At 71.5% G+C, this 22,674-nt stretch carries 21 protein-coding genes; 5 read left to right on the plus strand and 16 right to left on the minus strand.

The annotated features are described in order from the left end of the window. Positions 1-51: 51 nt before the first annotated feature. Positions 52-477 (plus strand): CoA-binding protein, encoded by a 426-nt coding sequence (locus tag IEY86_RS14040; RefSeq protein ID WP_189131995.1) that lies wholly within the window; start codon positions 52-54, stop codon positions 475-477. A 210-nt stretch (positions 478-687) separates the two neighbouring features. After that, positions 688-1,050 carry a VOC family protein gene (locus IEY86_RS14045; protein ID WP_189131996.1) on the plus strand — a complete coding sequence of 121 codons (363 nt, stop codon included), beginning with the start codon at positions 688-690 and terminating at the stop codon, positions 1,048-1,050. Between the two features lie 29 nt (positions 1,051-1,079). On the opposite strand, the gene IEY86_RS14050 is transcribed toward IEY86_RS14045, so the two are convergent. Genes IEY86_RS14050 through IEY86_RS14060 form a run of 3 tightly spaced genes read right to left on the minus strand, consistent with a single transcriptional unit; the run spans position 1,080 to position 4,038 of the window. After that, positions 1,080-2,297 (minus strand): dipeptidase, encoded by a 1,218-nt coding sequence (locus tag IEY86_RS14050; protein ID WP_189131997.1) that lies wholly within the window; start codon positions 2,295-2,297, stop codon positions 1,080-1,082. Then, positions 2,294-2,830 carry a 5-(carboxyamino)imidazole ribonucleotide mutase gene (purE, locus tag IEY86_RS14055; RefSeq protein ID WP_189131998.1) on the minus strand — a complete coding sequence of 179 codons (537 nt, stop codon included), beginning with the start codon at positions 2,828-2,830 and terminating at the stop codon, positions 2,294-2,296. Before purE ends, IEY86_RS14050 begins: the two co-directional genes overlap by 4 nt. Next, positions 2,827-4,038, minus strand: coding sequence for a 5-(carboxyamino)imidazole ribonucleotide synthase (locus IEY86_RS14060; RefSeq protein ID WP_373287021.1), 1,212 nt, complete (start codon positions 4,036-4,038; stop codon positions 2,827-2,829). Before IEY86_RS14060 ends, purE begins: the two co-directional genes overlap by 4 nt. A 172-nt stretch (positions 4,039-4,210) precedes the next feature. Between IEY86_RS14060 and IEY86_RS14065 the strand changes: the two genes are divergently transcribed. Further along, positions 4,211-4,726, plus strand: coding sequence for a GtrA family protein (locus IEY86_RS14065; RefSeq protein ID WP_189132142.1), 516 nt, complete (start codon positions 4,211-4,213; stop codon positions 4,724-4,726). 94 nt (positions 4,727-4,820) lie between these two features. Here the strand turns inward: IEY86_RS14065 and IEY86_RS14070 are convergent, their stop codons facing one another. Next, on the minus strand, positions 4,821-6,062 hold the full coding sequence (locus IEY86_RS14070; protein WP_189132000.1) for a sensor histidine kinase: 1,242 nt from the start codon (positions 6,060-6,062) through the stop codon (positions 4,821-4,823). A 9-nt stretch (positions 6,063-6,071) separates the two neighbouring features. Further along, positions 6,072-6,752, minus strand: a complete 681-nt coding sequence (locus IEY86_RS14075; RefSeq protein WP_189132001.1) for a response regulator transcription factor — start codon at positions 6,750-6,752, stop codon at positions 6,072-6,074. A gap of 304 nt (positions 6,753-7,056) precedes the next feature. Here IEY86_RS14075 and IEY86_RS14080 point away from each other — a divergent pair, with 304 nt between their 5' ends. Beyond that, positions 7,057-8,565: a peptide MFS transporter gene (locus IEY86_RS14080; RefSeq protein WP_189132002.1), complete on the plus strand. Its 1,509-nt coding sequence runs from the start codon at positions 7,057-7,059 to the stop codon at positions 8,563-8,565. Positions 8,566-8,677: 112 nt separating this feature from the next. On the opposite strand, the gene IEY86_RS14085 is transcribed toward IEY86_RS14080, so the two are convergent. The 7 genes from IEY86_RS14085 to IEY86_RS14115 form a co-directional block, all read right to left on the minus strand. Next, positions 8,678-10,129: a hypothetical protein gene (locus IEY86_RS14085; RefSeq protein ID WP_189132143.1), complete on the minus strand. Its 1,452-nt coding sequence runs from the start codon at positions 10,127-10,129 to the stop codon at positions 8,678-8,680. A gap of 59 nt (positions 10,130-10,188) precedes the next feature. Continuing rightward, positions 10,189-11,274, minus strand: coding sequence for a hypothetical protein (locus IEY86_RS14090; RefSeq protein WP_189132003.1), 1,086 nt, complete (start codon positions 11,272-11,274; stop codon positions 10,189-10,191). Next, positions 11,271-12,359: a COG1470 family protein gene (locus IEY86_RS14095; protein ID WP_189132004.1), complete on the minus strand. Its 1,089-nt coding sequence runs from the start codon at positions 12,357-12,359 to the stop codon at positions 11,271-11,273. The genes IEY86_RS14090 and IEY86_RS14095 overlap by 4 nt, the downstream gene beginning before the upstream one ends. Positions 12,360-12,428: 69 nt before the next feature. Next, positions 12,429-13,766 carry a WxL domain-containing protein gene (locus tag IEY86_RS14100; protein ID WP_373287022.1) on the minus strand — a complete coding sequence of 446 codons (1,338 nt, stop codon included), beginning with the start codon at positions 13,764-13,766 and terminating at the stop codon, positions 12,429-12,431. Positions 13,767-13,940: 174 nt separating this feature from the next. Beyond that, positions 13,941-14,612 carry a peptidase gene (locus IEY86_RS14105; RefSeq protein ID WP_229698433.1) on the minus strand — a complete coding sequence of 224 codons (672 nt, stop codon included), beginning with the start codon at positions 14,610-14,612 and terminating at the stop codon, positions 13,941-13,943. A 293-nt stretch (positions 14,613-14,905) separates the two neighbouring features. Beyond that, on the minus strand, positions 14,906-15,394 hold the full coding sequence (locus tag IEY86_RS14110) for an ATP-binding protein (protein ID WP_189132006.1): 489 nt from the start codon (positions 15,392-15,394) through the stop codon (positions 14,906-14,908). A gap of 106 nt (positions 15,395-15,500) precedes the next feature. Beyond that, the gene (locus IEY86_RS14115) at positions 15,501-15,869 is read right to left on the minus strand and encodes an STAS domain-containing protein (RefSeq protein ID WP_189132007.1); all 369 of its coding nucleotides are present in this window, start codon (positions 15,867-15,869) and stop codon (positions 15,501-15,503) included. Between the two features lie 240 nt (positions 15,870-16,109). Between IEY86_RS14115 and IEY86_RS14120 the strand changes: the two genes are divergently transcribed. Then, positions 16,110-17,021 carry an RNA polymerase sigma factor SigF gene (locus IEY86_RS14120; RefSeq protein ID WP_189132008.1) on the plus strand — a complete coding sequence of 304 codons (912 nt, stop codon included), beginning with the start codon at positions 16,110-16,112 and terminating at the stop codon, positions 17,019-17,021. A gap of 109 nt (positions 17,022-17,130) precedes the next feature. On the opposite strand, the gene IEY86_RS14125 is transcribed toward IEY86_RS14120, so the two are convergent. From IEY86_RS14125 to IEY86_RS14140, 4 genes are all read right to left on the minus strand, one after another. Then, a complete protein-coding gene (locus IEY86_RS14125; protein ID WP_189132009.1) occupies positions 17,131-18,735 on the minus strand; it encodes a beta-N-acetylhexosaminidase in 1,605 nt (534 codons plus the stop codon). 153 nt (positions 18,736-18,888) lie between these two features. Next, positions 18,889-20,037 (minus strand): imidazolonepropionase, encoded by a 1,149-nt coding sequence (gene hutI / locus IEY86_RS14130; protein WP_189132010.1) that lies wholly within the window; start codon positions 20,035-20,037, stop codon positions 18,889-18,891. A 53-nt stretch (positions 20,038-20,090) separates the two neighbouring features. Then, positions 20,091-21,431: a formimidoylglutamate deiminase gene (locus tag IEY86_RS14135; protein ID WP_189132011.1), complete on the minus strand. Its 1,341-nt coding sequence runs from the start codon at positions 21,429-21,431 to the stop codon at positions 20,091-20,093. Then, positions 21,422-22,609: an allantoate amidohydrolase gene (locus tag IEY86_RS14140; protein WP_189132145.1), complete on the minus strand. Its 1,188-nt coding sequence runs from the start codon at positions 22,607-22,609 to the stop codon at positions 21,422-21,424. The genes IEY86_RS14135 and IEY86_RS14140 overlap by 10 nt, the downstream gene beginning before the upstream one ends. Positions 22,610-22,674 lie beyond the last annotated feature (65 nt).

Genomic DNA, 22,674 nt, shown 5'->3' on the forward strand with positions numbered 1-22,674 from the left:
TCGGACACCTGAGCCGTCGAACGCCTGTCGCCCGCTCTACCCTTGGGGCACATGGCTTCCTACGCAGACTTCGCGGACGCGGCGACCGCACGTGCGATCCTCGCCGACTCCGGTGACACCTGGGCCGTGGTCGGGCTCTCCACCAACACCTCGCGGGCGGCGTACGGGGTCGCCCGCGTACTGCAGAGGTTCGGCAAGCGGATCGTGCCGGTGCACCCCGGCGCGCCGACGGTCCATGGCGAGCAGGGATACGCCTCGCTCGCCGACATCCCGTTCCAGGTGGACGTGGTGGACGTCTTCGTCAATTCCAGCTTGGCGGGAGCCGTGGCCGACGAAGCGGTCGCGGCCGGGGCCAAGGCCGTGTGGTTCCAGCTCGGGGTCGTCGACGAGGACGCCTACGAGCGCACCGCGGCCGCCGGACTGCGGATGGTCATGGACCGCTGCCCGGCGATCGACATCCCCGCCTTCTTCGACTGATGCCGTTGCGGCGCGGGGCCGCCCCGGCCGGGGGCCGACGCCGTGACGCGGGCCCGTTGTCGGAGCCGGGCGCTACGTTGAGCACGTGGGGATCAGCGAAGGCGTTCGATCGTCCCCACGCGGCACGGAAGACACGCAAAGACACGCAAAGACACGCACGGAAACAAGCACGGAAGACAAGCACGCGAGCACCAGGAAGGAGCCCGTCACATGATCGCGACGCTGGAGTGCGTGGTCCTGGACTGTCCGGAGCCCAAGGAGCTGGCCGAGTTCTACGCGGGGATCATCGGTGGGAAGGTCTCCTGGGAGGACGACGACGACAGCTGGGTGACCCTGTCCGCACAAGGAGGGACCGTACTCGCCTTCCAGAAGGCGCCCGAACTCCAGCGCGCCAAGTGGCCCGACCCGGAGCGCCCGCAGCAGTTCCACCTCGACCTCCAGGTGGACGACCTCGAGGCGGCCCAGGCCCATGTGCTCGGCCTCGGCGCCGAGCTCCTCGACGACAAGTCCTCGAAGACGTTCCGTGTCTACGAGGACCCGGCCGGGCACCCGTTCTGCCTCTGCGTGAGCTAGCCTTCGGCGGAGCCGGACCCGCGCCGGGGCTACCCCGCCGTGCCGCCGTCGAGCTGGTCGAGGGTGGCGGTGGAGGGGCCGCGGCGGCGGCGCAGCTCGCGGGCGGTCTGCTCGGCGCCGCGCAGGACCCGTACGGCGTTGCGCCAGGTGATCTTGGAAAGGTCCTCGCGGGACCAGCCCCGGTCCACGAGTTCGGCCAGCAGCCGCGGGTAGCCGCTGACGTCCTCCAGTCCCTCCGGCTGCCTGTCGACGCCGTCGTAGTCGCCGCCGAGGCCGATGTGGTCGATCCCGGCTACCTCGCGCACGTGCTCGAGGTGCGCGACGACGTCCGCGAGGCCGGCCACGGGCCGGGGGTGGTCCAGGGAGTACTTCTCCACGGCGGGCAGGGCCGCGGCCCGGTCCTGGAGGTCGACGCCCTGCTCGCGCAGGGCGGCCGCGGCCTCCGTGGTCCAGTCGGCGACGGCCTGCGAGACGAACTTCGGGACGAAGGTCACCATGCACACGCCGCCGTTGTCCGGCAGCAGCTCCAGGACGTCGTCCGGGACATTGCGGGGGTGGTCGCAGACCGCCCGGGCCGAGGAGTGCGAGAAGACCACGGGGGCCTCGCCGACCCGCAGGGCGTCCCGCATGGTGTCGGCGGAGACATGGGAGAGGTCCACGAGCATGCCGACGCGGTTCATCTCCCGGACGACCTCCTCGCCGAAGGCGGTCAGGCCACCCGCCTCGGGCGCGTCGGTCGCCGAGTCCGCCCACGGCACGTTGTCGTTGTGCGTGAGCGTCATGTACCGCACGCCGAGGGTGTGCAGGGCGCGCAGCGTGGCGAGCGAGCAGTCGATGGAGTGGCCGCCCTCGGCGCCCATCAGCGAGGCGATCCGCCCGTAGCGGCGGGCGGTCTCCATCTCGTCGGCGGTCAGGGCGAGCCGGAGCTCGTCCGGGTGGGCCTCCACCATGCGGTGGACGACGTCGATCTGCTCGAGCGTGGCGCTGACGGCGTGGTCGCCCCGGAGGGCGGTGGAGACGTAGACGGACCAGAACTGCGCACCGACCCCACCCGCCCGCAGCCGCGGGATGTCGGTGTGGAACCGGCGCTCGCCCCCGGCCAGGTCCACGCGGTCGAGGTCGTAGCGGACGGTCCTGCGCAGCGCCCACGGCAGGTCGTTGTGCCCGTCGACGACGGGGAACTCCTCGAGTACCGCGTGCGCCAGAGCGAGGCTGCCCGCCTCGCCGGTGTGATCCGTCTCCGTCATCGGTCCTGCTCTCTGAAGCCGAAGGTGGCGGTGCCCCCCACCTTGTTCCGCAGCCGACGGCCCTTCTCGGCCGCCTGTGCGTTCAGCTCCTCCTGGAACTGGCGCATCCTGTCCATCAACTCCCCGTCGTGGGCCGCGAGCATGCGTACGGCCAGGAGTCCGGCATTGCGGGCGCCCGCCACGGAGACGGTGGCGACGGGCACACCCGCGGGCATCTGCACGATGGACAGCAGCGAGTCCATGCCGTCGAGGTACTTCAGCGGCACGGGGACACCGATGACGGGCAGCGGGGTCACGGAGGCGAGCATGCCGGGCAGGTGGGCGGCGCCCCCGGCTCCGGCGACGATGGCCTTCAGGCCGCGGCCGGCGGCGTTCTCGCCGTAGGCGACCATCTCCCGGGGCATCCGGTGGGCGGAGACGACGTCGACCTCGTAGGGCACCTCGAACTCGTCGAGCGCCTGGGCGGCGGCCTCCATGACGGGCCAGTCGGAGTCGGATCCCATGACGATTCCGACGAGGGGGCCGTTGCTCATTCTGTGATCGTTCCTCGCAGGTAGTCGGCGGCGTGCCGGGCGCGGGCCCGCACCTCGTCGAGGTCGTCGCCGTAGGTGTTGACATGGCCGACCTTGCGACCGGGCTTCACGTCCTTGCCGTACATATGGATCTTCAGGGCGGGGTCGCGGGCCATGCAGTGCAGATAGCCGTAGTACATGTCGGGGTAGTCGCCGCCGAGGACGTTGGCCATCACGGTCCAGCGCACCCGGGGCCGCGGATCGCCGAGCGGGAGGTCGAGGACGGCCCGCAGGTGGTTGGCGAACTGCGAGGTGACCGCGCCGTCCTGGGTCCAGTGGCCGCTGTTGTGCGGGCGCATGGCCAGCTCATTGACGAGGATCCGGCCGTCGGCGGTCTCGAACAGCTCCACGGCGAGGTGGCCGACGACGCCGAGCTCCTTGGCGATGGTCAGCGCGATCCGCTGGGCCTCGCCGGACAGGGCCTCGGACAGGCCGGGGGCGGGGGCGATCACCTCGTTGCACACCCCGGAGACCTGGATGGACTCCACGACCGGATAGGCGACTGCCTGGCCGTGGGGGGAGCGGACGACGTTGGCGGCGAGCTCGCGGGTGAAGGCGACCTTCTCCTCGGCGAGCACGGGGACCCCGGCGTGGAACGGCTCGGCGGCCTCGGTCTCGTCGCGGACGACCCACACGCCCTTGCCGTCGTAGCCGCCGCGCACGGTCTTGAGGACCACGGGCCAGCCGGCCTTCCCGCCCTCGGCTGCCTCTTGCCCGGCCCCGCCCGACCCGCCCGACCCGGCGGTCTCGGCGGTCTCGGCGGTCTCGGCGGCGAAGGCCGCCACGTCCGCCGGGTCCTCCACGATCCGGTGGCGCGGGCACGGCACCCCGATGGCGGTGAGCCTGGCCCGCATCACCCCCTTGTCGTGGGCGTGGATCAGCGCGTCGGGACCGGGGCGGACCACGACCCCGTCCGCCTCCAGCGCCCGCAGGTGCTCGGTGGGCACGTGCTCGTGGTCGAACGTGATCACGTCGCACCCCTCGGCGAACCGCCGAAGGGTCTCCAGGTCGCGGTAGTCGCCGACCACCACGTCATTGACTGTCTGCGCTGCCGAGTCCTGGGGAGTGTCACTGAGCAGCTTGAACTTGATGCCGAGCGGGATGCCCGCCTCATGGGTCATGCGGGCGAGCTGGCCGCCACCGACCATGCCGACTACGGGGAATGTCACGCCCCCAGGGTATCGGCCGCGGACCGGACGGGGCCCGCCCGGCCGTGCCCCGTACGCCGCTGCCCTGAGCTGCGCTTTCCCCCGATTGACCGTCCTTGGCGCGGCGGCCATACCGGTCGCCCACTAGCATGAGGTTCTGATGACTGCCGAAAGACGGGGCTCCACGATCGCGATGAGTGCATTGCGCAGGCTGTACCTCAAGCTGAGGCTGATCGCCGCCGAACTGATGAAGTTCGGGGCCGTCGGGGCATTCGGCGTCGTGGTCAATATCGTGGTGTTCAACCTCTGCCTGCATTCGCTGAAGCTGCAGACGGTCCGCTCGGGAGTCATCGCCACGATCGTGGCCATCGCCACCAACTACGTGGGCAACCGGTACTGGACCTACCGCAATTGCGACAAGAACCGCCGGACCCGGGAAATCACCCTGTTCCTGCTGTTCAGCGGCATCGGGCTGGTGATCGAGAACGGCATCCTGGCGCTGTCGCACTACGGTTTCGGCTTCACGTCCACCCTTGCGGACAATGTGGCGAAAAACGTCGTCGGACTCGGGCTCGGCACCCTCTTCCGTTTCTGGTCGTACCGCACCTGGGTTTTCCGGGCACTGCCCGCACGCGACGCCGTGGACGAGGCCGAGCGGATGCTGACCGAAAACGGGGGGAAGAGGCCGTACGTCGGCCGGCGCCCCTGAATAGCGGCCTATTGCGGAGCCGGTCCCGGGCGGGTTCTTCTCGCGCGTCCGCTTGTTCTTCTCCCGTGGCCGCTTCTCGCCGGACGGCTCGCGTTCATCCTTCTTCCACTTCCCGGCCCAGAAAGAGCGCGAAGACCGGCGGGCGCTGCTGGAGGAGTTCGAGACGGCCGCCGTCCGCCTCCGCGAGGTCCCGGGCGACCGCCAGGCCCAGCCCCGTGGAATTGCGGCCGCTCACCGTCCGCTCGAAGACCCTCGAGCCCAGGTCCGGGGGAACGCCCGCGCCCTGGTCGGTGACCTCGACGACGACCTGGTTGCCGGTGACCCGCGTGTGCAGGTTCACATTGCCGTCGCCGTGCATCAGGGAGTTCTCGATCAAGGTGGCCAGCACCTGAGCCACCGCCCCCGGCGTACCGACCGCCCGCAGCCCCGGTGCGCCCGAGCGCGAGACGGCCCGGCCCTCGCCCCGATAGGCGGGACGCCACTCCTCGATCTGCTGTTTGACCACCTCGTCGAGGTCGAAGGCGACGGCGGAGCCCGTCTTGGGGTCGCGCGAGTTCGTCAGCAGGCGCTGGACGACGTCGGTCAGCCGCTCGACCTGCCCCAGCGCGATCGCCGCCTCCTCCTTGACCGTCTCGGTCTCGTCGGTGGCGATGATCTCCTCCAGCCGCATCGACAGCGCGGTCAGCGGGGTGCGCAGCTGGTGGGAGGCGTCCGCGGCCAGGCGCCGCTCGGCGGTCAGCATCCTGGCGATCCGCTCGGCGCTGCTGTCCAGCACATCGGCGACCCGGTCCAGCTCGGGCACGCCGTAGCGGCGGTGGCGCGGGCGCGGGTCGCCCGAGCCGAGTCTCTCGGCGGTCTCCGCGAGGTCGGTCAGGGGCGCGGTGAGCCTGCCCGCCTGCCGGATGGCGAGGACGACGGCGGCCAGGACGGCCAGGAGCGCCACGGCGAGGATCACCAGCAGGGTGCGGCCGATCTCCTGGCCCACGGAGGAGTGGGACTCCTCGACGGTGACCTTCTCACCATTGGCGCCCGTCTGCACCGACCGGATGGCCTTGCCCGACGGCTTGGCGCCCAGCTCGATCGGGGCCTGCCCGCGCACCTCGATCCTGGCGTAGCGGTGGGCGCCGATCTGCCGCCGCAGCGCCTTGGCCGCCACCGGTTCCCCGGCGACCAGGCGGTTCTCCACCACGCTGATGAGCCGGACCGCCTCGGAGTCGACGCTCTCCTGGGCGCTGTTCTCGATCGTCCTGGTCTCCACCAGGACCAGCGAGAGGCCGAAGACGGAGATGACGACGAGGACCACGGCGAGCGTGGAGTTGATCATGCGGCGGCGCATGGAAAGAGGTCAGCTCTTCTCGAACCGGAAGCCGACTCCGCGCACGGTGGAGATGTAGCGGGGGTTGGCGGCGTCGTCGCCGAGCTTCTTGCGCAGCCAGGAGATGTGCATGTCCAGGGTCTTGGTGGACGACCACCAGGTGGTGTCCCAGACCTCGCGCATCAACTGGTCCCGGGTGACGACCCGCCCGGCGTCGCGGACCAGTACCCGCAGCAGGTCGAACTCCTTCGCGGTCAGCTGGAGCTCCTCCTCGCCGATCCAGGCTCGGTGGGACTCCACGTCGATCCGCACCCCGTGCGTGGACGGCGGCTGCGCCGCGTCGGCGGTGGTGCCCCGCCGCAGCAGGGCGCGCACGCGCGCGAGAAGTTCGGCGAGCCGGAAGGGCTTGGTGACGTAGTCGTCGGCGCCGGCGTCGAGACCGACGACGGTGTCCACCTCGTCCGCACGGGCAGTCAGCACCAGGACGGGGAAGGCCTGTCCCTCGGAGCGGAGCCTGCGGCAGACCTCGAGGCCGTCCATGCCCGGAAGTCCGAGATCGAGGACCAGGAGGTCGACGCCGCCCTGCAGGCCGCAGTCCAGAGCCGCGGGGCCGTCCTCACGCACCTCGACCTCGTATCCTTCGCGGCGCAGGGCGCGCGCGAGCGGTTCCGAGATGGACGCGTCATCCTCGGCGAGCAGTACTCGGGTCATGTCCCGAGGATAGTCCGCTGACGATCGACATCAGGCGAGAGCCGGTGACCGCGCCCGCGCCGAGCCGCTATGGCCGTCGTCACATTCGCCGGATACGTCCTTGGCCGGGACACGGGCGACGTAAGGTCAACCGGAATACCTTCTACCGCTTCGGGTCCTTCGGCCAACCCAAAAGGCGCCAAGGGGCCCGTTGTGGCGCAAGGTCGGCGCTGCCGGGCCCGGTCGGTCGACGACCTGTCCACCCGTGCGCCGGTCCTGGACGACAAGCGCGTACCGATCGCGCCCGGACAAGCGAGGAACGACCATGGCGTCAAGCCTGACGAAGGGCACCGCACAGGCGACCCCTGCCGGCGGCAAGACCTTCTTCGGCCACCCCCGCGGCCTGGCCACCCTCTTCATGACCGAGATGTGGGAGCGGTTCAGCTGGTACGGGATGCGCGGCATCCTCGTGCTGTACCTGACCGCCGCCGTCGCCGACGGCGGCATCGGTATGAAGGAGTCCACCGCGGTCGCCCTGTACGGCGTCTACAACGCGCTGGTCTACATGCTCGCCATGCCCGGAGGCTGGGTCGCCGACCGGCTCTGGGGCGCGCGCAGGGCGGTCCTCGTCGGCGGTGTCGTCATCGCCGCGGGCCACTTCGTCCTCGCCGTCCCGGCCGAGGCCACGTTCTACGTCGGCCTGCTGATGATCGCGATCGGTACCGGCCTGCTGAAGCCGAACATCTCCACGATGGTCGGCGGGCTGTACAAGGACAGCGACAGCGCCCGGCGCGACGCCGGCTTCACCCTCTTCTACATGGCGATCAACATCGGCGCCTTCGCGGCCCCGCTGGTCGTCGGCACCGTCGGCGAGAAGGTCAACTGGCACCTCGGCTTCGGTATCGCCGGTGTCGGCATGGCGCTGGCCGTCATCCAGTACGCACTCGGCGGACGTCACCTCGGCGAGGTCGGCGCCACCGCGCCGACCCCGGCCTCCCCGGCCGAGCGCCGCGGGGTCCTGCGCAAGGCGGGCATGTGGCTCGGGGTCGCCGCCGTCGCCCTGGCCCTCGACCTGGTGACGGGCACCTACGACATCGAGCACGTCGTCAACGTCATGGCCGTCCTCGGCATCGTCGTGCCGATCGTCTACTTCGCGGTGATGTTCCGCAGCCCCTCGCTGACCGGCGCGGACCGCTCGAAGGTCAAGGCCTTCGTCTGGTTCTTCGTCACCTCGGTGCTGTTCTGGATGATCTACGACCAGTCCGGCTCGCTGCTGAACATCTTCTCCGAGGACAAGACCGACCGGGACATCGGCGGCTGGGAGTTCCCGGCGAGTTGGCTGCAGTCGGTCAACCCGGTCTACGTCATCGCGCTCGCCCCGCTCTTCGCGACCGTCTGGGTGGCGCTCGCCAAGCGGCAGCGCGAGCCCAGCACGGTGACGAAGTTCGCCCTGGCGATGCTTCTCATCGGTGGCTCGTTCGGCGTCATGGCCCTGGCCGGCGCCGCCGCCGCGAACAGCGGCACCGGCAAGGTCACCGTCTTCTGGCTGCTCGCCGTCTACCTCGTCCAGACCATCGGGGAGATGTGCCTGTCCCCGGTCGGCCTGTCGCTGTCCACGAAGCTGGCCCCGGCGCAGTTCGCCAGCCAGATCATGGGCCTGTGGTTCCTGGCCACCGCGACCGGCAACGCGATCAACGGCTGGGCGACCAAGCTCAACGAACCGCTGGGCGACGCCGGGTACTACACCCTGTGGGCCGTCCTGGCCGTCCTGGGCGGTCTGGCCTTCATGGTGGCGCACAAGCGGATCCGCGCCTTGATGGGCGATGTGAAGTAGTTCCCGCGCCATGCGCCCGCGGGTCCCGGCTCCTGGTGAGCCGGGGCCCGCGGGCGTTGCCGCAGGTGCGGTGCCCGTGGCTGCGGCTGTGCCTGTGTGCCGGCTGCGGCTGTCAGCGGCGCAGGCGGCGCCACGGGGTGAAGGCGAACACGGCTCCGCCCACGAGGAGGAGAGTGCCCGCCATCAGGCCGAGGGCCCGCACCGAGCCGATGTTGCCCGCTCCCGTGTTCGGCAGGCCACCGGAGGTGGAGGCACCCGAGGCAGAGGTGCCGGAGGTGGAGGCGCCGGAAGTGGAGACGCCGCCCGAGGAGGTCGTGCCGCCCGAGGACGTCCCGCTGGAGGTCCCGCCCGCGACACCGCCCGACTGGCCCTTGACCTCGAGCCGGAGGGAGGCACCGGGGTCCTTCTCGGGGGTGCAGGTGGTCGTGGTCCCGAGCGCCTTCACGGTGAGCACGCCGGGCGTCAGGGTGACCTTGCCGGTCCTGCCCGGCTTGTAGAGGCCCTTGAGGTCGGGGATCTCGATGGGGTCACCGGCCTTGATGGGCCCGGGGTTCAGCGGGCCCTCGACACCGACCTCCCCTGTCTCGGCTCCGCCGACCTTCACTCGCATGCCGGGCTTGACGGAGTTGGCGGGGATGTCGGCCGGGCTGTCCATGACGCTCTTGCCGAAGTGGACGGTGAGGTCGTAGTTCCCCTTGTTCGACACGGCGTTCACGGTGACGCCGGACGTGGCCTTCTTGTCCCCGATCGGAGTCTTGCAGGCGTAGTCGACGGAGACCTCCTTGCCCTTGTACTCGGTGCCGTCGGGGTCACCGCTGCCACCGGTGGAGCCCCCGGTGGAGCCCGTGGAGCCGCCCGCCGTCCCTCCGGAGGCCGTGGTCCCGGAGCTCGTTCCGCCGGAGGCCGTGCCCCCCGACGTGCCCCCCGACGTGCCCCCCGACGTGCCCCCGGACGTGGTCCCACCGCCGACCGTCCCTCCGGAGGCCGTTCCGCCGCTCGTCGTTCCGCCACTCGTCGTTCCGCCGGAGGCGGTCGTGCCTCCGGACGTGGTGGTCCCGCCGCCGTCCGTCACCTCGACGGTGGCGCCCACCGTCACATGTTCCGTCGGCGTGCACTTGGTGTCGGTGGAGATGGGTTGGCTGACGTTGATGTTGTAGCCCCCCGGGGTGAGGGTGACCTCCCCCGCCTTGGTGAGTTTGAGCGTGGCCTTCATGTCGGACAGCTTCATGTCGGAGTTCTTCGGGATCGGCGGGTTCTTGCGCTCGCCCTCGACGGCGAGGGTGCCGGACTGCGCTCCCCCGACGGTGATCCTGCCCGTCGGTTTGACCGTGTCCGCCTTCAGATCCAGCACATCCGGGTTCTTCGACGCCGCCTGGACCGTCTTCCACACCACCGTGATCTCGTCGCCCACCTTCGCCGTGGCCGGGGCCCGGATGTCGGCCTTCGTCGCGCCCTCGACCGGTGGCAGACCGGAGATGGGCGGCGGTATGCATTCGGTGGCGAAGGAGACCTCGGCGGCGCCCGCCGGGGCCGCGGTCGGCAGCAGCGAGCCACCGCCGGCCATGAGCACGGCGCCCACCGCGATCGCGGTCCGGCTCCTGGGGGGTCGCCTGAGTTGCGTTCTCACGTGCTTCCCTTCCTGCGGTTGGAGGTGGCGGGCAACGTGTCCGGCGCGAACCACGGGAGGGCGGCGGCCTCGCCCTCGGTCGTCGCGGCGGGACCGGTTCCGTTGCGGTCGCCCTTGCCGTTGCCGTTGCCGCGGCTGTGGGGCCTGTCGTTGCCCTTGCCGCGGCCGGTGCGCCTGCCCTTGCCGTTGGCGTTCCCGTGAGTGTTGAAGCGGTTCACGACCTCGAGCCCGATGCGGAAGATCCCGGCGGGAACGACGGTGAACAGCAGCACCCAGAACAGCGTCGCCCCCCAGGGCCGCGGCGCCGTCCAGGTCTTCTCCGCCAGCAGCCTGCCGCCGTACTCGAGGGAGACCTTGTAGTCGCCGTGCGCGCCCATCGCCAGCTCGACGGGGAATCGGATGTCCTGTCTGCCGCCGGAGGCGATGGTGCCCTCCCAGCGCACCTCCTCCCACCGCGGCGCGTACACCGAGTGCGCCGTACCCACCCGAAAGGCCGGGTTGCGGGCGGGTGCGGAGCCCATATTGCCCACGGTGACGACGAGCGTGCGGTGCGCAGGGGCGCCGAACCAGTTGAGGAAGCCGTTGGAGCCCTCCAGCCGCACCCCGAGCGCGGCCAGGCGGGCCGAGGTGCCGCCGCGCTCGGGCAGCGGTGCGACGGGGTGGCCCGCGACGGTGAACGGGACGTCGACGACGGCGGGTTCCGCGCCGGTCACGGTCGCGATGTGCACCACGCAGGGGCAGGGCTTGGGGGGCTCGGCGACCGGGAGCCGCACCGACAGCCGGCCGCGGGCGTCCGTGGTCGCGGCCTTGCCCGTGGAGTTGGCGCAGGAACCGGTGCCCCCGATGGCGTTCTGCCCGCAGACCAGGAGGGTGAGGAGGGCATGCGGCTTCCAGCCGCGCCCGGTCACGGTGACGCGCCCGCCCGCGCCGCCCTCCCGGGGAGTGACATCGGCGGTGGGACGGGAGGCGGCGTACGCGGGCGGCTCACCGGGCAGCGCGGGCACCGCGGCCGCGCACAGCAGGAGGGCCGGCAGGATCCGGGCGACGCCCCTCGCGGTGCGGGGGTGGACACGGTGCCTCACGCCGTTCCACTCCCGCTCGCCGCCTCGACCGCTCCCGCTTCCCCCTCGCCTTCTTCTCCCCGGTCCCGTTCGCCCGCCGTGTCCGCGGCCTCTTCCTCACCGGCGGCGGTGTGCCGCGCCCGGTGGCGCAGCACCAACCAGGCGCCCGCGCCCGCCAGTCCGGCGAGCAGGAGGCCGACGGCGAGCCAGGGGACGGCGAGGAACGAGGCGCTCGCGCCGGATCGCAGTCGGCCGCGGTCCGCGGTGGCGGTCACACGGACGTTCACATGGTCCAGGCGGGGCGCGCCCGCCCACCTCTCGGTGAGGCGGACCTTCTGACCCGGCAGCAGCTCGAACGGGACGCGGGAAGCGGTCCGTTGCAGCAGGGTGCGGCCGAACAGCCCCTGCGCGCGGAGGGTGACATGCGGCCGCAGCGAGACATTGCCCCGGTTGACCAGGGTGTAGCGGAGGGTAGCGGTGCTCTCGCCGGTCCCGGGGAGGAGCGGCCGGCCGTGGCCGACGCCGACGTCCTCGACCGCGAGCGCGGGCAGGGCGGGACCGCCGACGCGAAGGTGGATCCGCGCTCCCACGGCCCGGCGGACGCCGATCGCCACGGACCCCTTGGCCTTGTCCACCTCGGTGTCGAGGGCGACGAGGGCGCCCGGGTGGTCGCCGGGGGTGGCGTCGCGCGGGACGGTCACGGTGAACGGGATGTCGGCGCGGGTGCGGGGCGGCACGGTCAGCCGGTCCTTGGCCGGTGCGACCCAGGCGCCGACGCCGGTCTGCCGCTCCTGTTCACCGCGAACCGCGAACCCGCCGTCGCGCGGGGTGTTGTAGGCGTCGGCGCCGTAGATCCGGAAGGTCATGGGCTCGGAGGAGAGGTTGGAGACGGAGACCTTGTCCTTCAGGACCGTCCCCGGGTCGCCCTCGAGGTAGAAGTACTGGCGGTCCGAGGCCTTTCCGTGGCCGGCGGGGGCGGGAAAGACCGACCAGCGCCCGTTGTCCGCGGCCCTGGCCGGACCACCCGCTCCCACCAGGATGCCGAGGGCCGCGGCGACCAGCGCCAGGAGGGCCAGCGGTACCGTCCACGTCCTGCGCCGGTCCATCGCGGCTCCCTCGCTCGCCGTGGTGGACCGGCCCGGACGGCCGGTCCACCACCATTATCTGACTGTGCGTCAGGTCAGGGTCAGGGTCAAGACTCCCGAGTAGCTGCCCGACGCCGAGAACGCGGGTATGTCGAGCGACAGATCCGCGTCGGCCGTGAACTCACCACCGGTCAGGGCGGCGTTGGGCGCCCCGGCCAATGTGGCGCCCGCCGTCCCCACCGGCCCGGGCGAACCGGCGGCGCAGGTGCTCGGGCTTCCCGCCTTGGTCGTGCACTTGGGCTTCCAGCTGAGCTTGTCGGCTCCGATCACCGCCGCGCCCGGGCCCTTGAAGTCGGTGGCCTTGCCGGTAAGCGACCACCCGGTCGCGCCACCGCGGAAGTCCTTGACGGTCACCGTTCTCAGCGCTCCGGTGGAGGAGCCGCCCTCTCCGAAGTTCACCGGGGTCATCGTGACGGTGTCCCCGGCCTGGGTCATCGACAGCGTCCCGCTCTTGACCGAGGCGGTCAGCTTCTGGCTGCCGGGAGGAACGGGGGTGTCGTCCTCGACCGAATAGGGCGCCGGCCCCGCGGCTTTCGCGGAGTCGTAGCTCGCGCCCTCGTAGGCGACGATGCCGGTGGTGGCCTTGTCGCTGACCTTGAGGCTCGCCGCGAAGGCACCCAGCGCGTCCGCCGTCACCGTCGCCTTGTCGGCGGTCTCGGCCGAACCCGCCCTGCCGGCCACGGTGATGGTCGAGCCCGGGGTGAACTTGGCGCCCGTGACGGTCACATGGGCACCCGGGGCGCCCTCGGTCGCGCCGAGGAGGATGCTGCGCTGGTTGACCGGGGTTCCGTCCGAGGCGTTGACGGTCTCGGAGACCGGCGCGGGCGGGCTGATCACCGTGCAGGGGGTGTCCAGTTCGACGATGTAGCTGGTGTGGATGTTGTAGTCCCCCGGGGAGAGGGTGATGGCCCCGGCACTGCCCACCTTGAAGCTGCCGGTCATGCTGAACGCGGGGAACGGGGCCTTGCCCGGGATCGGCGGGTTGCTCTTGGGTCCGGCGACGGTCACCGTGCCCGTCTGCGCTCCGCCGAGCGTGACCTTGCCGGTGGGCGTGACCACGTCGGCGGGCAGGGCGATGTCGGTGGGGTTGGCGGCCGCCGCCTTGGTCACCGTGTAGGTCACCTTGACGGTGTCGCCGACCTTGGGGGCGGCGTTGTCGACGGTGATCCGGGCGTTGGTCGTGCCGTCGATGGGCGGCAGCCCCGAGATGGGCGGTGGCACGCAGTGGGTGGCGAAGTCGACCGGCGCCGCCTGGGCGGGCGTCGCCAGTACCATCGCGCCACCGAGCGCGAGCGAGGTCACCCCCGCCACGGCCGTGAGTCTGCGTCCGAGTCCGCTCGTGCTGCGTCTTCGCGCTTCAGCGATCATGTGAGTGCCCCCTTGGGCGTGACGCGGCGCGCCGTCCCGATCGTCCCTGTCGGGCCGTTTCCGCTCTGCGCGCCAGTGGGGCCATTGACGCTGTGTGATCAAGAGAAGTCAATGCCGATCGAGGACCGAATTTGACGGATCGTCAGATCCTGCGGAGCGCTTCTCCTCCGCCTTTCAGGTGCGACGTCGGCCCTTGAGCGTCAGCCACAGACCGCCCGCGGCACCGGCGAGCAGGACCGTCCCGCCGAACGTCCCCAGGGCCACCGCGCTGTCGGCGGGCCCGGTCCGCGGCAGACCGGAGCCCCCCGTCGAACCCCCCGCCGAGGAGCCCACCGAGGAGCCCGAGGAGGCGCCCGACGACGAGCCGCTGGAAGTGCCTGCCGATGAGGCGCCCTTCACCTCGAGGGTGAGCGACGGCTTGGGGTTGTTGCCCGGGGTGCAGGTGGTGGTGGTGCCGAGGGCCTTGATGGTGAGGGTTCCGGCGGTGAAGGTCACCCGGCCCGACACCCGCGGTGTGTAGGTTCCCGACAGGTCATTGATCTTGATGGGCGTGTTGGCCGGGATGGCCCGGGAATTGGCGGGGCCCGAGACGGCGACCGTCCCCGAGCCCGCCCCCGCCACTTTGATCAGGGCGCTGGGCTTCATCGCCCCCGGCCCGAGTTCGACCGGACTCGAGGACACACCCTTCCGGAAGGACATGGTGAGCCGGTGGGCGGATCCGCTCTTCACCGCCTTGATGTCGATGGGAGAGACCGCGCTCTTGTCACCGATCGGCGTCTTGCACCGGTAGTCGACGTCGACGGTCTGCGCACTCACGGCGGGGGCGGCCGACAGGAGGGCCGCCATGGCCGCGGCGGACACGGCCGCCGCCTTCCGGAGGTACCTGGCCACTGTCGCACCCACTCTCTGATGAGGTGTCAGATTTGGCCAGCGACAGTACGCCGGAGGATGCGAGGAAGGAAGGGAAAGGGGATGAACAAGCGCAGAGGTGGAACGCGCTCCCGCGGCGCCCGGGCGGGAAGGGCGGCTGACTGGGCCGTTCCCCGCGGCCCACGCACGGCTGTTCGCGGACGCTCGTGCCTACGGCCGGAATTCGGCACCCGCCGCGCTCGGAGCGGCGTGGCGCAAGGGGGCCGCGGTCAGGGCAGCGACGGAGCGGCGATCTCGGCCCAGACCGTTTTGTTGCCGCCCTCGGCGTCGCGGGCCATACCCCAGTCCACACAGAGTCTCTGGACGATGTACATACCGTGACCACCCGGGCGGCTTCCCCGGTGGGGGGTCTTCGGTTCGGGACGGCCCTCCCCGGAGTCGGTGACCTCGAGCCGGATCGTCTCCGGCGTGCGCTGCACGGACAGGGCGTCGGCGCCGTCGGCGTGCAGGCACGCGTTGGTCACCAGCTCGGAGACCACCAGGAGCACATCCTCGGCGGACGCTCGCGCCTCTTCCGAAGCCGCCGGAAGCCACCCCCAGTCGTACAGCGCCTTTCTCGTGAAATCGCGCGCCAGAGCCACGACGCCGCTGGCCCCCGCAAGGCGGACCCTGCGGACCTGTCCGCTCGCGGGGCCGACGGAGTCGCCCGCCTCGGACGAACCGCGGTCGTCCGGCACGAAGGGCCGGGTGGTGCTCATCAGCGCTTCACCTCACCGGTGTCCGACACGTTTCGAAGGTTCTCCTGCCCGAGTCGGACTGATGAACACCCTCGGATTCCCGACCCCCCGAACGGAACACAGCCCCTCATTCCCCGAGCGCTTCGTCCAGCGCGTCGTGCACGGTGAACACCGCGTCGGCCCCGGTGATCTCGAAGACCCTGGCGACCGGCGGGAGCATCCCGACCAGGTGCACTCCGCCACCCGCCGCCTCTGCCTTCAGACGGGCGCTGAGCAGCACATTCAGCCCCGTGGAGTCGCAGAATTCCAGCTCCGAGCAGTCCACGACGAGCCGGGAGTAACCCAGCTCGGAACAACGGTCCAACTGCTCGCGGAGCACGTCAGCGTTGTGGTGGTCGAGCTCTCCCGAGGGGCTCACCACCGCACTCTCACCATGCTGCCGCACCGCTACCTGCAACCGGTCATGTCCGGCTGTTCCGGCGATGCCGCCGTCCATGCTCGACCTCCCGCGTTCCGTGCCATCGCACGCGTGAACATTACGCCGAAGCGGCAGGTGAAGGTAGTCAACCAAGGGAACCTTCGTTCGACCGAATCCGCCCCGCCTTGCAATATCACTCCGAAAGCGGGTAGGGGTAGAGATGACACATGCACGCAGGACCGACCCCGGAGGCGCCGCAGAACACAGGGACAGATGACAGAGACGGCAGCGAATCTGCCGGATTGAGGGAGGAGCACCATGGCACCCCAGCTCGACGCAACGCGCACCCGATCGATTGCCGAGGACGCGTCGTCGACCGCCCCCACCCCCGGTGTCGAGGCCGAGGCCGCGTCCGAGTTCTTCGGACTTGAAGGGCTCCCCGACATTCCCCCCTACGACGAGGTGGGGCCGCTGGATGCGCGGGCCCTGTCGAAGACCCTGTTCAAGCGCCTCGAGGCACTGGAAGAGGGCACGCATGAGTACCAGTACGTCCGCAACACCCTGGTCGAGCTCAATCTCGCCCTGGTGAAGTTCGCCGCCTCCAGGTTCCGCACCCGCAGTGAGCCCATGGAGGACATCGTCCAGGTCGGCACCATCGGCCTGATCAAGGCGATCGACCGGTTCGAGCTGCACCGCGGCGTGGAGTTCCCCACATTCGCCATGCCCACGATCATGGGCGAGATCAAGCGTTTCTTCCGTGACACCAGCTGGTCGGTGCGGGTGCCGCGCCGCCTCCAGGAGCTGCGGCTGGACCTGGCCAAGGCCGGGGACGAGCTGGCCCAGGAGCTGGACCGGGCGCCCACGGCCGCCGAGCTGGCCGCGCGGCTGTCCCTGTCGAAGGAGGAAGTCCTCGAGGGCATGGCCGCCAGCAACGCGTACACCGCGAGCTCGCTGGACGCGCAGCCCGACGAGGACGACTCCGAGGGCGCCCTGACCGACCGCATCGGCTACGAGGACCACGACATCGAGGGAGTCGAGTACCGCGAGTCGCTCAAACCCCTGATCGCCGAGCTGGCGCCCAGGGACCGGCAGATCCTCTCGATGCGCTTCGTGGGCAATATGACGCAGTCCGAGATCGGCGAGGAGCTCGGCATCTCGCAGATGCATGTCTCCCGGCTGCTGTCGCGCACGCTGACCAAGCTGCGCACCGGGCTGCTCGTCGAGGACTGAGGCTGAGGCTCCCACGAGTGGGACGAACGGCTGGGACGAACGGCTGGGACGAACGGCGAGGGGCCGACCCGAACGGGGTCGGCCCCTCGTTGTGTCCCTCACCTCCGTGTCAGCGCACGCCGGGCCAGGGCACCTGCGGTGACCGGTAGTAGTCGATCCCCATCGCCGACCAGCGCGGGCCCTGCGCCGCCAACCGCCGGCGGAACGAGCCCCAGTCGTGCGTCCTCGCGGGCGACCATCCCAGCTCGGCGATCGCGGGCAGCCTGGGGAACGCCATGTACTCGATGTGGTCACTGGTGACGATCGTCTCGGTCCACAGCGGAGCCTCGACGCCGAGCACGGAGGACGGCGGGGCGCCCTGGATCAGCGTCCCCGGGTCCCAGTCGTACGCCTGCTGGACCTCGATGAAGCCCGCCCAGTCCTGGCCGAGCGGGGTGTCCTTGTCGTACTTCATGTCCAGGTAGGCGCGGGTGGCCGGGGAAAGCACCAGCTTGGTCCCCGCCCTGGCCGCCGCCCCGACCTCGGGCTCCGAGCCGTCGAAGCCCCAGTACTGGGCGACCGCGCCCTTGATCGGCCGGGCGCCGGTCAGCTGGTGCCAGCCGACGACGGTCTTGCCGTACTTGCTCACCGCCCGCTGTGCGCGGTCCATGAACGCCACGTAGTCGTCGTGGCCGGTGGCGTGGGCCTCGTCCCCGCCGATGTGCAGATACCTGCCGGGTGTGATCGCGGCGATCTCGCGCACCACGTCGTCGATGAAGTCGTAGGTGACCTGCTTGGGCACGCACAGCGAGCTGAAGCCGACATCGGTGCCGGTGTAGAGCGGGGGCGCCACCCCGTCGCAGTTCAGCTCCGCGTAGGAGGCCAGGGCGGCATTGGTGTGCCCGGGCATGTCGATCTCGGGGACGACGGTCATGTAGCGGCTCGCCGCGTACCGGACGATCTCCTTGTACTCGTCCTGGGTGTAGTAGCCGCCCGGGCCGCCGCCGACCTGGGTGCTGCCCCCGTACGTCGCCAGCCGCGGCCGGCTCTTGATGGCGATCCGCCAGCCCTGGTCGTCGGAGAGGTGGAGGTGGAAGCGGTTGACCTTGTAGAGGGCGATCTGGTCGATGTAGCGCTTGACCTCGTCCAGCGAGAAGAAGTGCCGGGAGACATCCAGCATCGCGCCCCGGTAGGAGTAGCGGGGCCGGTCGGCGACCGTGCCGCCGGGAACGGTCCACGGTCCCTGCTGCGGCTTGCTCTTCTCCACCTTCGCGGGCAGGAGCTGACGCAGCGTCTGCACGCCGTGGAAGAGACCGGAGGGCCGGGCGGCGCGGATCACCACGGCGTGCCTGCCGGAGTCGAGCCGGTATCCCTCGGCGCCGAGGCCCCTGGCGCCGACGAGCGAGAGCACGATGCCGCCGCCCCCGCGCGCGGTGGTCACCGGCAGCTTGTAGCCCGTGGACGGCCGCAGCAGGGAGGCCAGGTACTCCCCGACGCGCGCGGCTTCCCTGGAGCGGGCGGGGACATGGATGCGCGTGTCGCGGGTGAGGGTGAACGCCGACCCGTGCGCCCTGGCGGAGGCGGGCTCGGGCACGATGTTCCCCAGGGCTGCGGCCTTGGGGTGGTGGACGGCGGGCGCCGCGGCGGCGCCGGTGCCGACCGCGCCGGCGGTGACGCACAACAGCAGGGCGCACAGCGGTCTCGAGATGGCATGACGTCTTACGAGTGGGCTCACGCGTGGTCCCTTCCGCGGAGGACACAGGGCTCGTCCGTGGCTGAGTGCCGGACTCGACCTGGGTACCGTGCGGCCCGCTCCGGGGTCAAGGGTCTACACCAATTCCGGTCTACACCAATTTTGTCCGCCCCTCCCTCGGTGACGCACGGTGCGTCAGACGGGCACTCCCCGCTGCCAGACCGCCGAGACCAGGGGGACTCCGGGGCGGTAGGCGAGGTGCACATGGCTCGGGGTGTCGAGCAGGGTCACGTCGGCGCGGGCGCCGGGAGCGATCCGGCCGACGTCGTCGCGGCGCAGCGCCTTCGCGCCGCCGAGGGTGGCGGCGACCACGGCCTCGTCGGGGGTCATGCCCATCTCCCGCACGGCGACCGCGATGCAGAACGGCATGGAGCTGGTGAAGCTGGAGCCGGGGTTGCAGTCCGTCGACAGCGCCACGGTCGCGCCCGCGTCCAGCAGGCGGCGGGCGTCGGGGTAGGCGGCGCGGGTGGAGAACTCGGCGCCGGGCAGCAGGGTGGCCACCGTGGTTCCCTGGGCGAGCGCGTCCACGTCGGCGTCGGTGAGGTGGGTGCAGTGGTCGGCGGAGGCGGCGCCGAGCTCGACGGCGAGCCGGACTCCGGGGCCGTGGTGGAGCTGGTTGGCGTGCACGCGGGGGACGAGGCCGCGCTTGGCCCCGGCGGTGAGGATGGCCCGTGCCTGGTCGCCGTCGAACGCGCCCTGCTCGCAGAAGACGTCCACCCAGCGGGCATGTGGGGCGCAGGCGTCCAGCATGGGTCCGGTGACCAGGTCGACGTAGGCCGCGGGGTCGTCGGCGTACTCCGGGGCGACGATGTGGGCACCGAGGTAGGTGACCTCGTCGGTGTGGGCGGCGGCGATCCGCAGGGCGCGGGACTCGTCCTCGACGGTGAGGCCGTAGCCGGACTTGGTCTCGACGGTCGTGGTGCCCTGGCGCAGCGCCTCGGCGATGTACCGGGCGACATTGGCGTCGAGTTCGGCGTCGGTCGCGGCCCGGGTGGCGGCCACGGTGGTCCGGATGCCGCCCGCGCTGTACGGGCGGCCGGACATCCGGGCGTTGAACTCGGCGGTGCGGTCCCCGGCGAAGACGAGGTGCGAGTGGGAGTCCACGAAGCCGGGCAGGGCGGCGCGGCCCCGCGCGTCGTGGCGCACGTCGGCGGCGGGCGCCCGGTCCGCCGGGCCCACCCAGGCGATGTGCTCGCCCTCGATGACGACGGCGGCGTCCTCCACCGTCCCCAGGGAGGGGTCATTGGTGAGCAGGCTGCCGATATTGGTGATGACGGTGGCCACGGCGGGACCTTTCGGTTGCGTATCGTCCGGCGGTCTGGCGCTGTCGGGCGCGGTCAGGCGCGAAGCGCGTCGATGGCGGTGGTGAGGGCGCCGGGCACGTTCTCCACCAGTTGGTGGACGCCGTCGCTGACGATCGTCCGGCCGCCGGCCACGACATGGCGGACGTCGGCGTTGGTGGCGGCGAAGACCGCGGTCTCGGCGGCCGTCCGGGGCAGCGCCCCCGCGGTGCGGACGGTGTCGAGGGCGATGGTGCAGAAGTCGGCCAGCAGGCCCTGCTCGATCCGCCCGGCGTCCTTCCACCCGAGGGAGCGGTTGCCCTCCTCGGTGGCGGCGATGAGGAGCTGGGAGGCGGTCCAGTGGCCCCGGGTCCGGCTGCGCAGCCGCTCGTCGAGCTCCAGCGCCCTTGCCTCCTCGAGCAGGTCGATGACCGCGTGGCTGTCGCTGCCGAGGGTGAGCGGGGAGCCGGCGTGGGCGAGCGTCTGGGCGGGGCCGATGCCGTCGGCGAGGTCCCTCTCCGTCGTGGGGCACATGCAGACGGTCGTCGAGGAGCCGCCGAGCGCCCGGACGTCCTCGGGGGTGAGGTGGGTGGCGTGCACGGCCGAGGTGCGCGGGCCGAGGACGCCGTGCTCCTCCAGCAGCCGGGTGGGGGTGCGGCCGTAGGCCTGGACGCATGTCTCGTTCTCGGCGGTCTGCTCGGACAGATGGACATGCAGCGGCGCACCGCGCTCCTGCGCCCATCGCGCCACGGTCTCCAGCTGGTCGGCGGGGACCGCCCGGACGGAGTGGATCGCGGCGCCCACGAGGGCGTGCGGGCGTTCCTCGAGGGCGCTCGCGCGGGACGCCCATGCCTGGGCGTCGCCGTCGCTGAAGCGCAGCTGGTGCTTGTCCGGCGGGGCGCCGAAGCCGGAGGAGAGGTAGCAGGTGTCCAGGAGGGTGATCCTGATCCCGGCCTGGGCGGCGGCCTCGACGAGCGCCTCGCCCATGGCGTTGGGGTCGGCGTAACGGGTCCCGCCGGGCGCGTGGTGCACATAGTGGAACTCGCCCACCACGGTGATCCCGGCCAGCGCCATCTCCGCGTACACGGCGCGGGCGAGGGCCAGATAGCTGTCGGGGTCGAGGCGGTCGGCGAACTTGTACATCAGGTCGCGCCACGTCCAGAACGTGCCGGAACCCACCTGCACGGTGCCGCGCAGCGCCCGGTGGAAGGCGTGCGAGTGCGCGTTCGCCAGCCCGGGGACGGTGAGCCCCCGAAGGACGGTGGCGCCCGGCGGCGGTTCGGGTGTGTCCCTGCGGACGGCGGTGATCCGCCCGTCCGCCGTCCCGATCACGACACCGGGCTCCACGACGGTGTCGAGCCAGGCGTACTCGGCCCAGTAGGTCCCCGTCACCTGCACGCCAGGCCCTCCAGAACGTCGGCGAGTGCGGCCACCCCGGCCACGCAGTCGTCCTCGGTCGCCGTCTCGGCCGGCGAGTGGGAGACTCCGGTGGGGTTGCGCACGAACAGCATGGCGGTCGGGACGTCCTGGGAGAGGATTCCGGCGTCGTGTCCCGCCCCGGTCGGCAGAACGGGTACCCCGCCGAGCACCTTGCCGAGCTCGTCGCGCAGTCCGTGCTCGAACTCGACGACGGGGGTGAACGACTCTCGGGTGACCCGGACCTCCACGCCGTCGCGCTCGCCGCGCTCGGCGGCGGCCCGCTCGATCTCCTCCACGACGGCGGCCAGTGTCGCCTCGTCGGCGGCGCGCGAGTCCAGCCATCCGCGCACGAGGGAGGGGATGGCGTTGACGCCGTTGGGCTCGACGGCGATCTTGCCGAAGGTGGCCAGCGCCCCGGCCAGGCGCGCCTTCTTACGGGCGGCCAGCACCGTGGTGGCGTAGGTGACCATCGGGTCGCGGCGGTCCTCGAGCCGGGTGGTCCCGGCGTGGTTGGCCTCGCCGTGGAAGTCGAAGCGCCAGCGGCCGTGCGGCCAGATGGCACTGGCCACGCCCACAGCGTGAGGGGTCTCGGCGAGCAGGCGCCCCTGCTCGACGTGGAGTTCGACGAACGCCCCGATGCGGGCGAGCCGGTCGTCGTCGCGGCCGAGGGCCAGCGGGTCGCGGCCCGCCGCCTCCATGGCCCGCGCCAGGCTCACACCGTCGGCGTCCCGCAGCTCGCGGGCGTTCCGAGGGGTCAGCTGACCGGACATCAGCCGGGAGCCCACGCAGGCCAGCCCGAAGCGGGCGCCCTCCTCGTCTCCGAAGTTGACGACGGCCAGCGGCTTGGAGGGGGTGGCGCCGCGGGCCTTCAGCTCGTCCAGCGCGGCGAACGAGGAGACGACGCCCAGCGGGCCGTCGAAGGCGCCCCCGTCCGGCACCGAGTCCAGATGCGAGCCGGTGACCACGGCGTCGCCCTGCGCGGGGTCGCCCAGCCAGGCCCACTGGTTGCCGTTGCGGTCGACCTCGTAGGCGAGGCCGCGCGAGCGGGCCTGGTGCTCGAACCAGGCCCGGCAGTCGGTGTCGGCCGCGGTCCAGGCGAAGCGCCGGTAGCCACCGGAGGAGGAGGCAAGGCCGATGGGCAGCAGATCCTTCCACATGCTGTGGAAGGAGGCGCCCGGCCGGTGGCCGGTGTCCGTGCCTGCCGGTGGGGCGGGGTCGCCGT

Origin of the sequence: Wenjunlia tyrosinilytica (genome assembly GCF_014646055.1) — a bacterium.
GTDB classification, from domain to species: Bacteria; Actinomycetota; Actinomycetes; order Streptomycetales; family Streptomycetaceae; genus Wenjunlia; species Wenjunlia tyrosinilytica.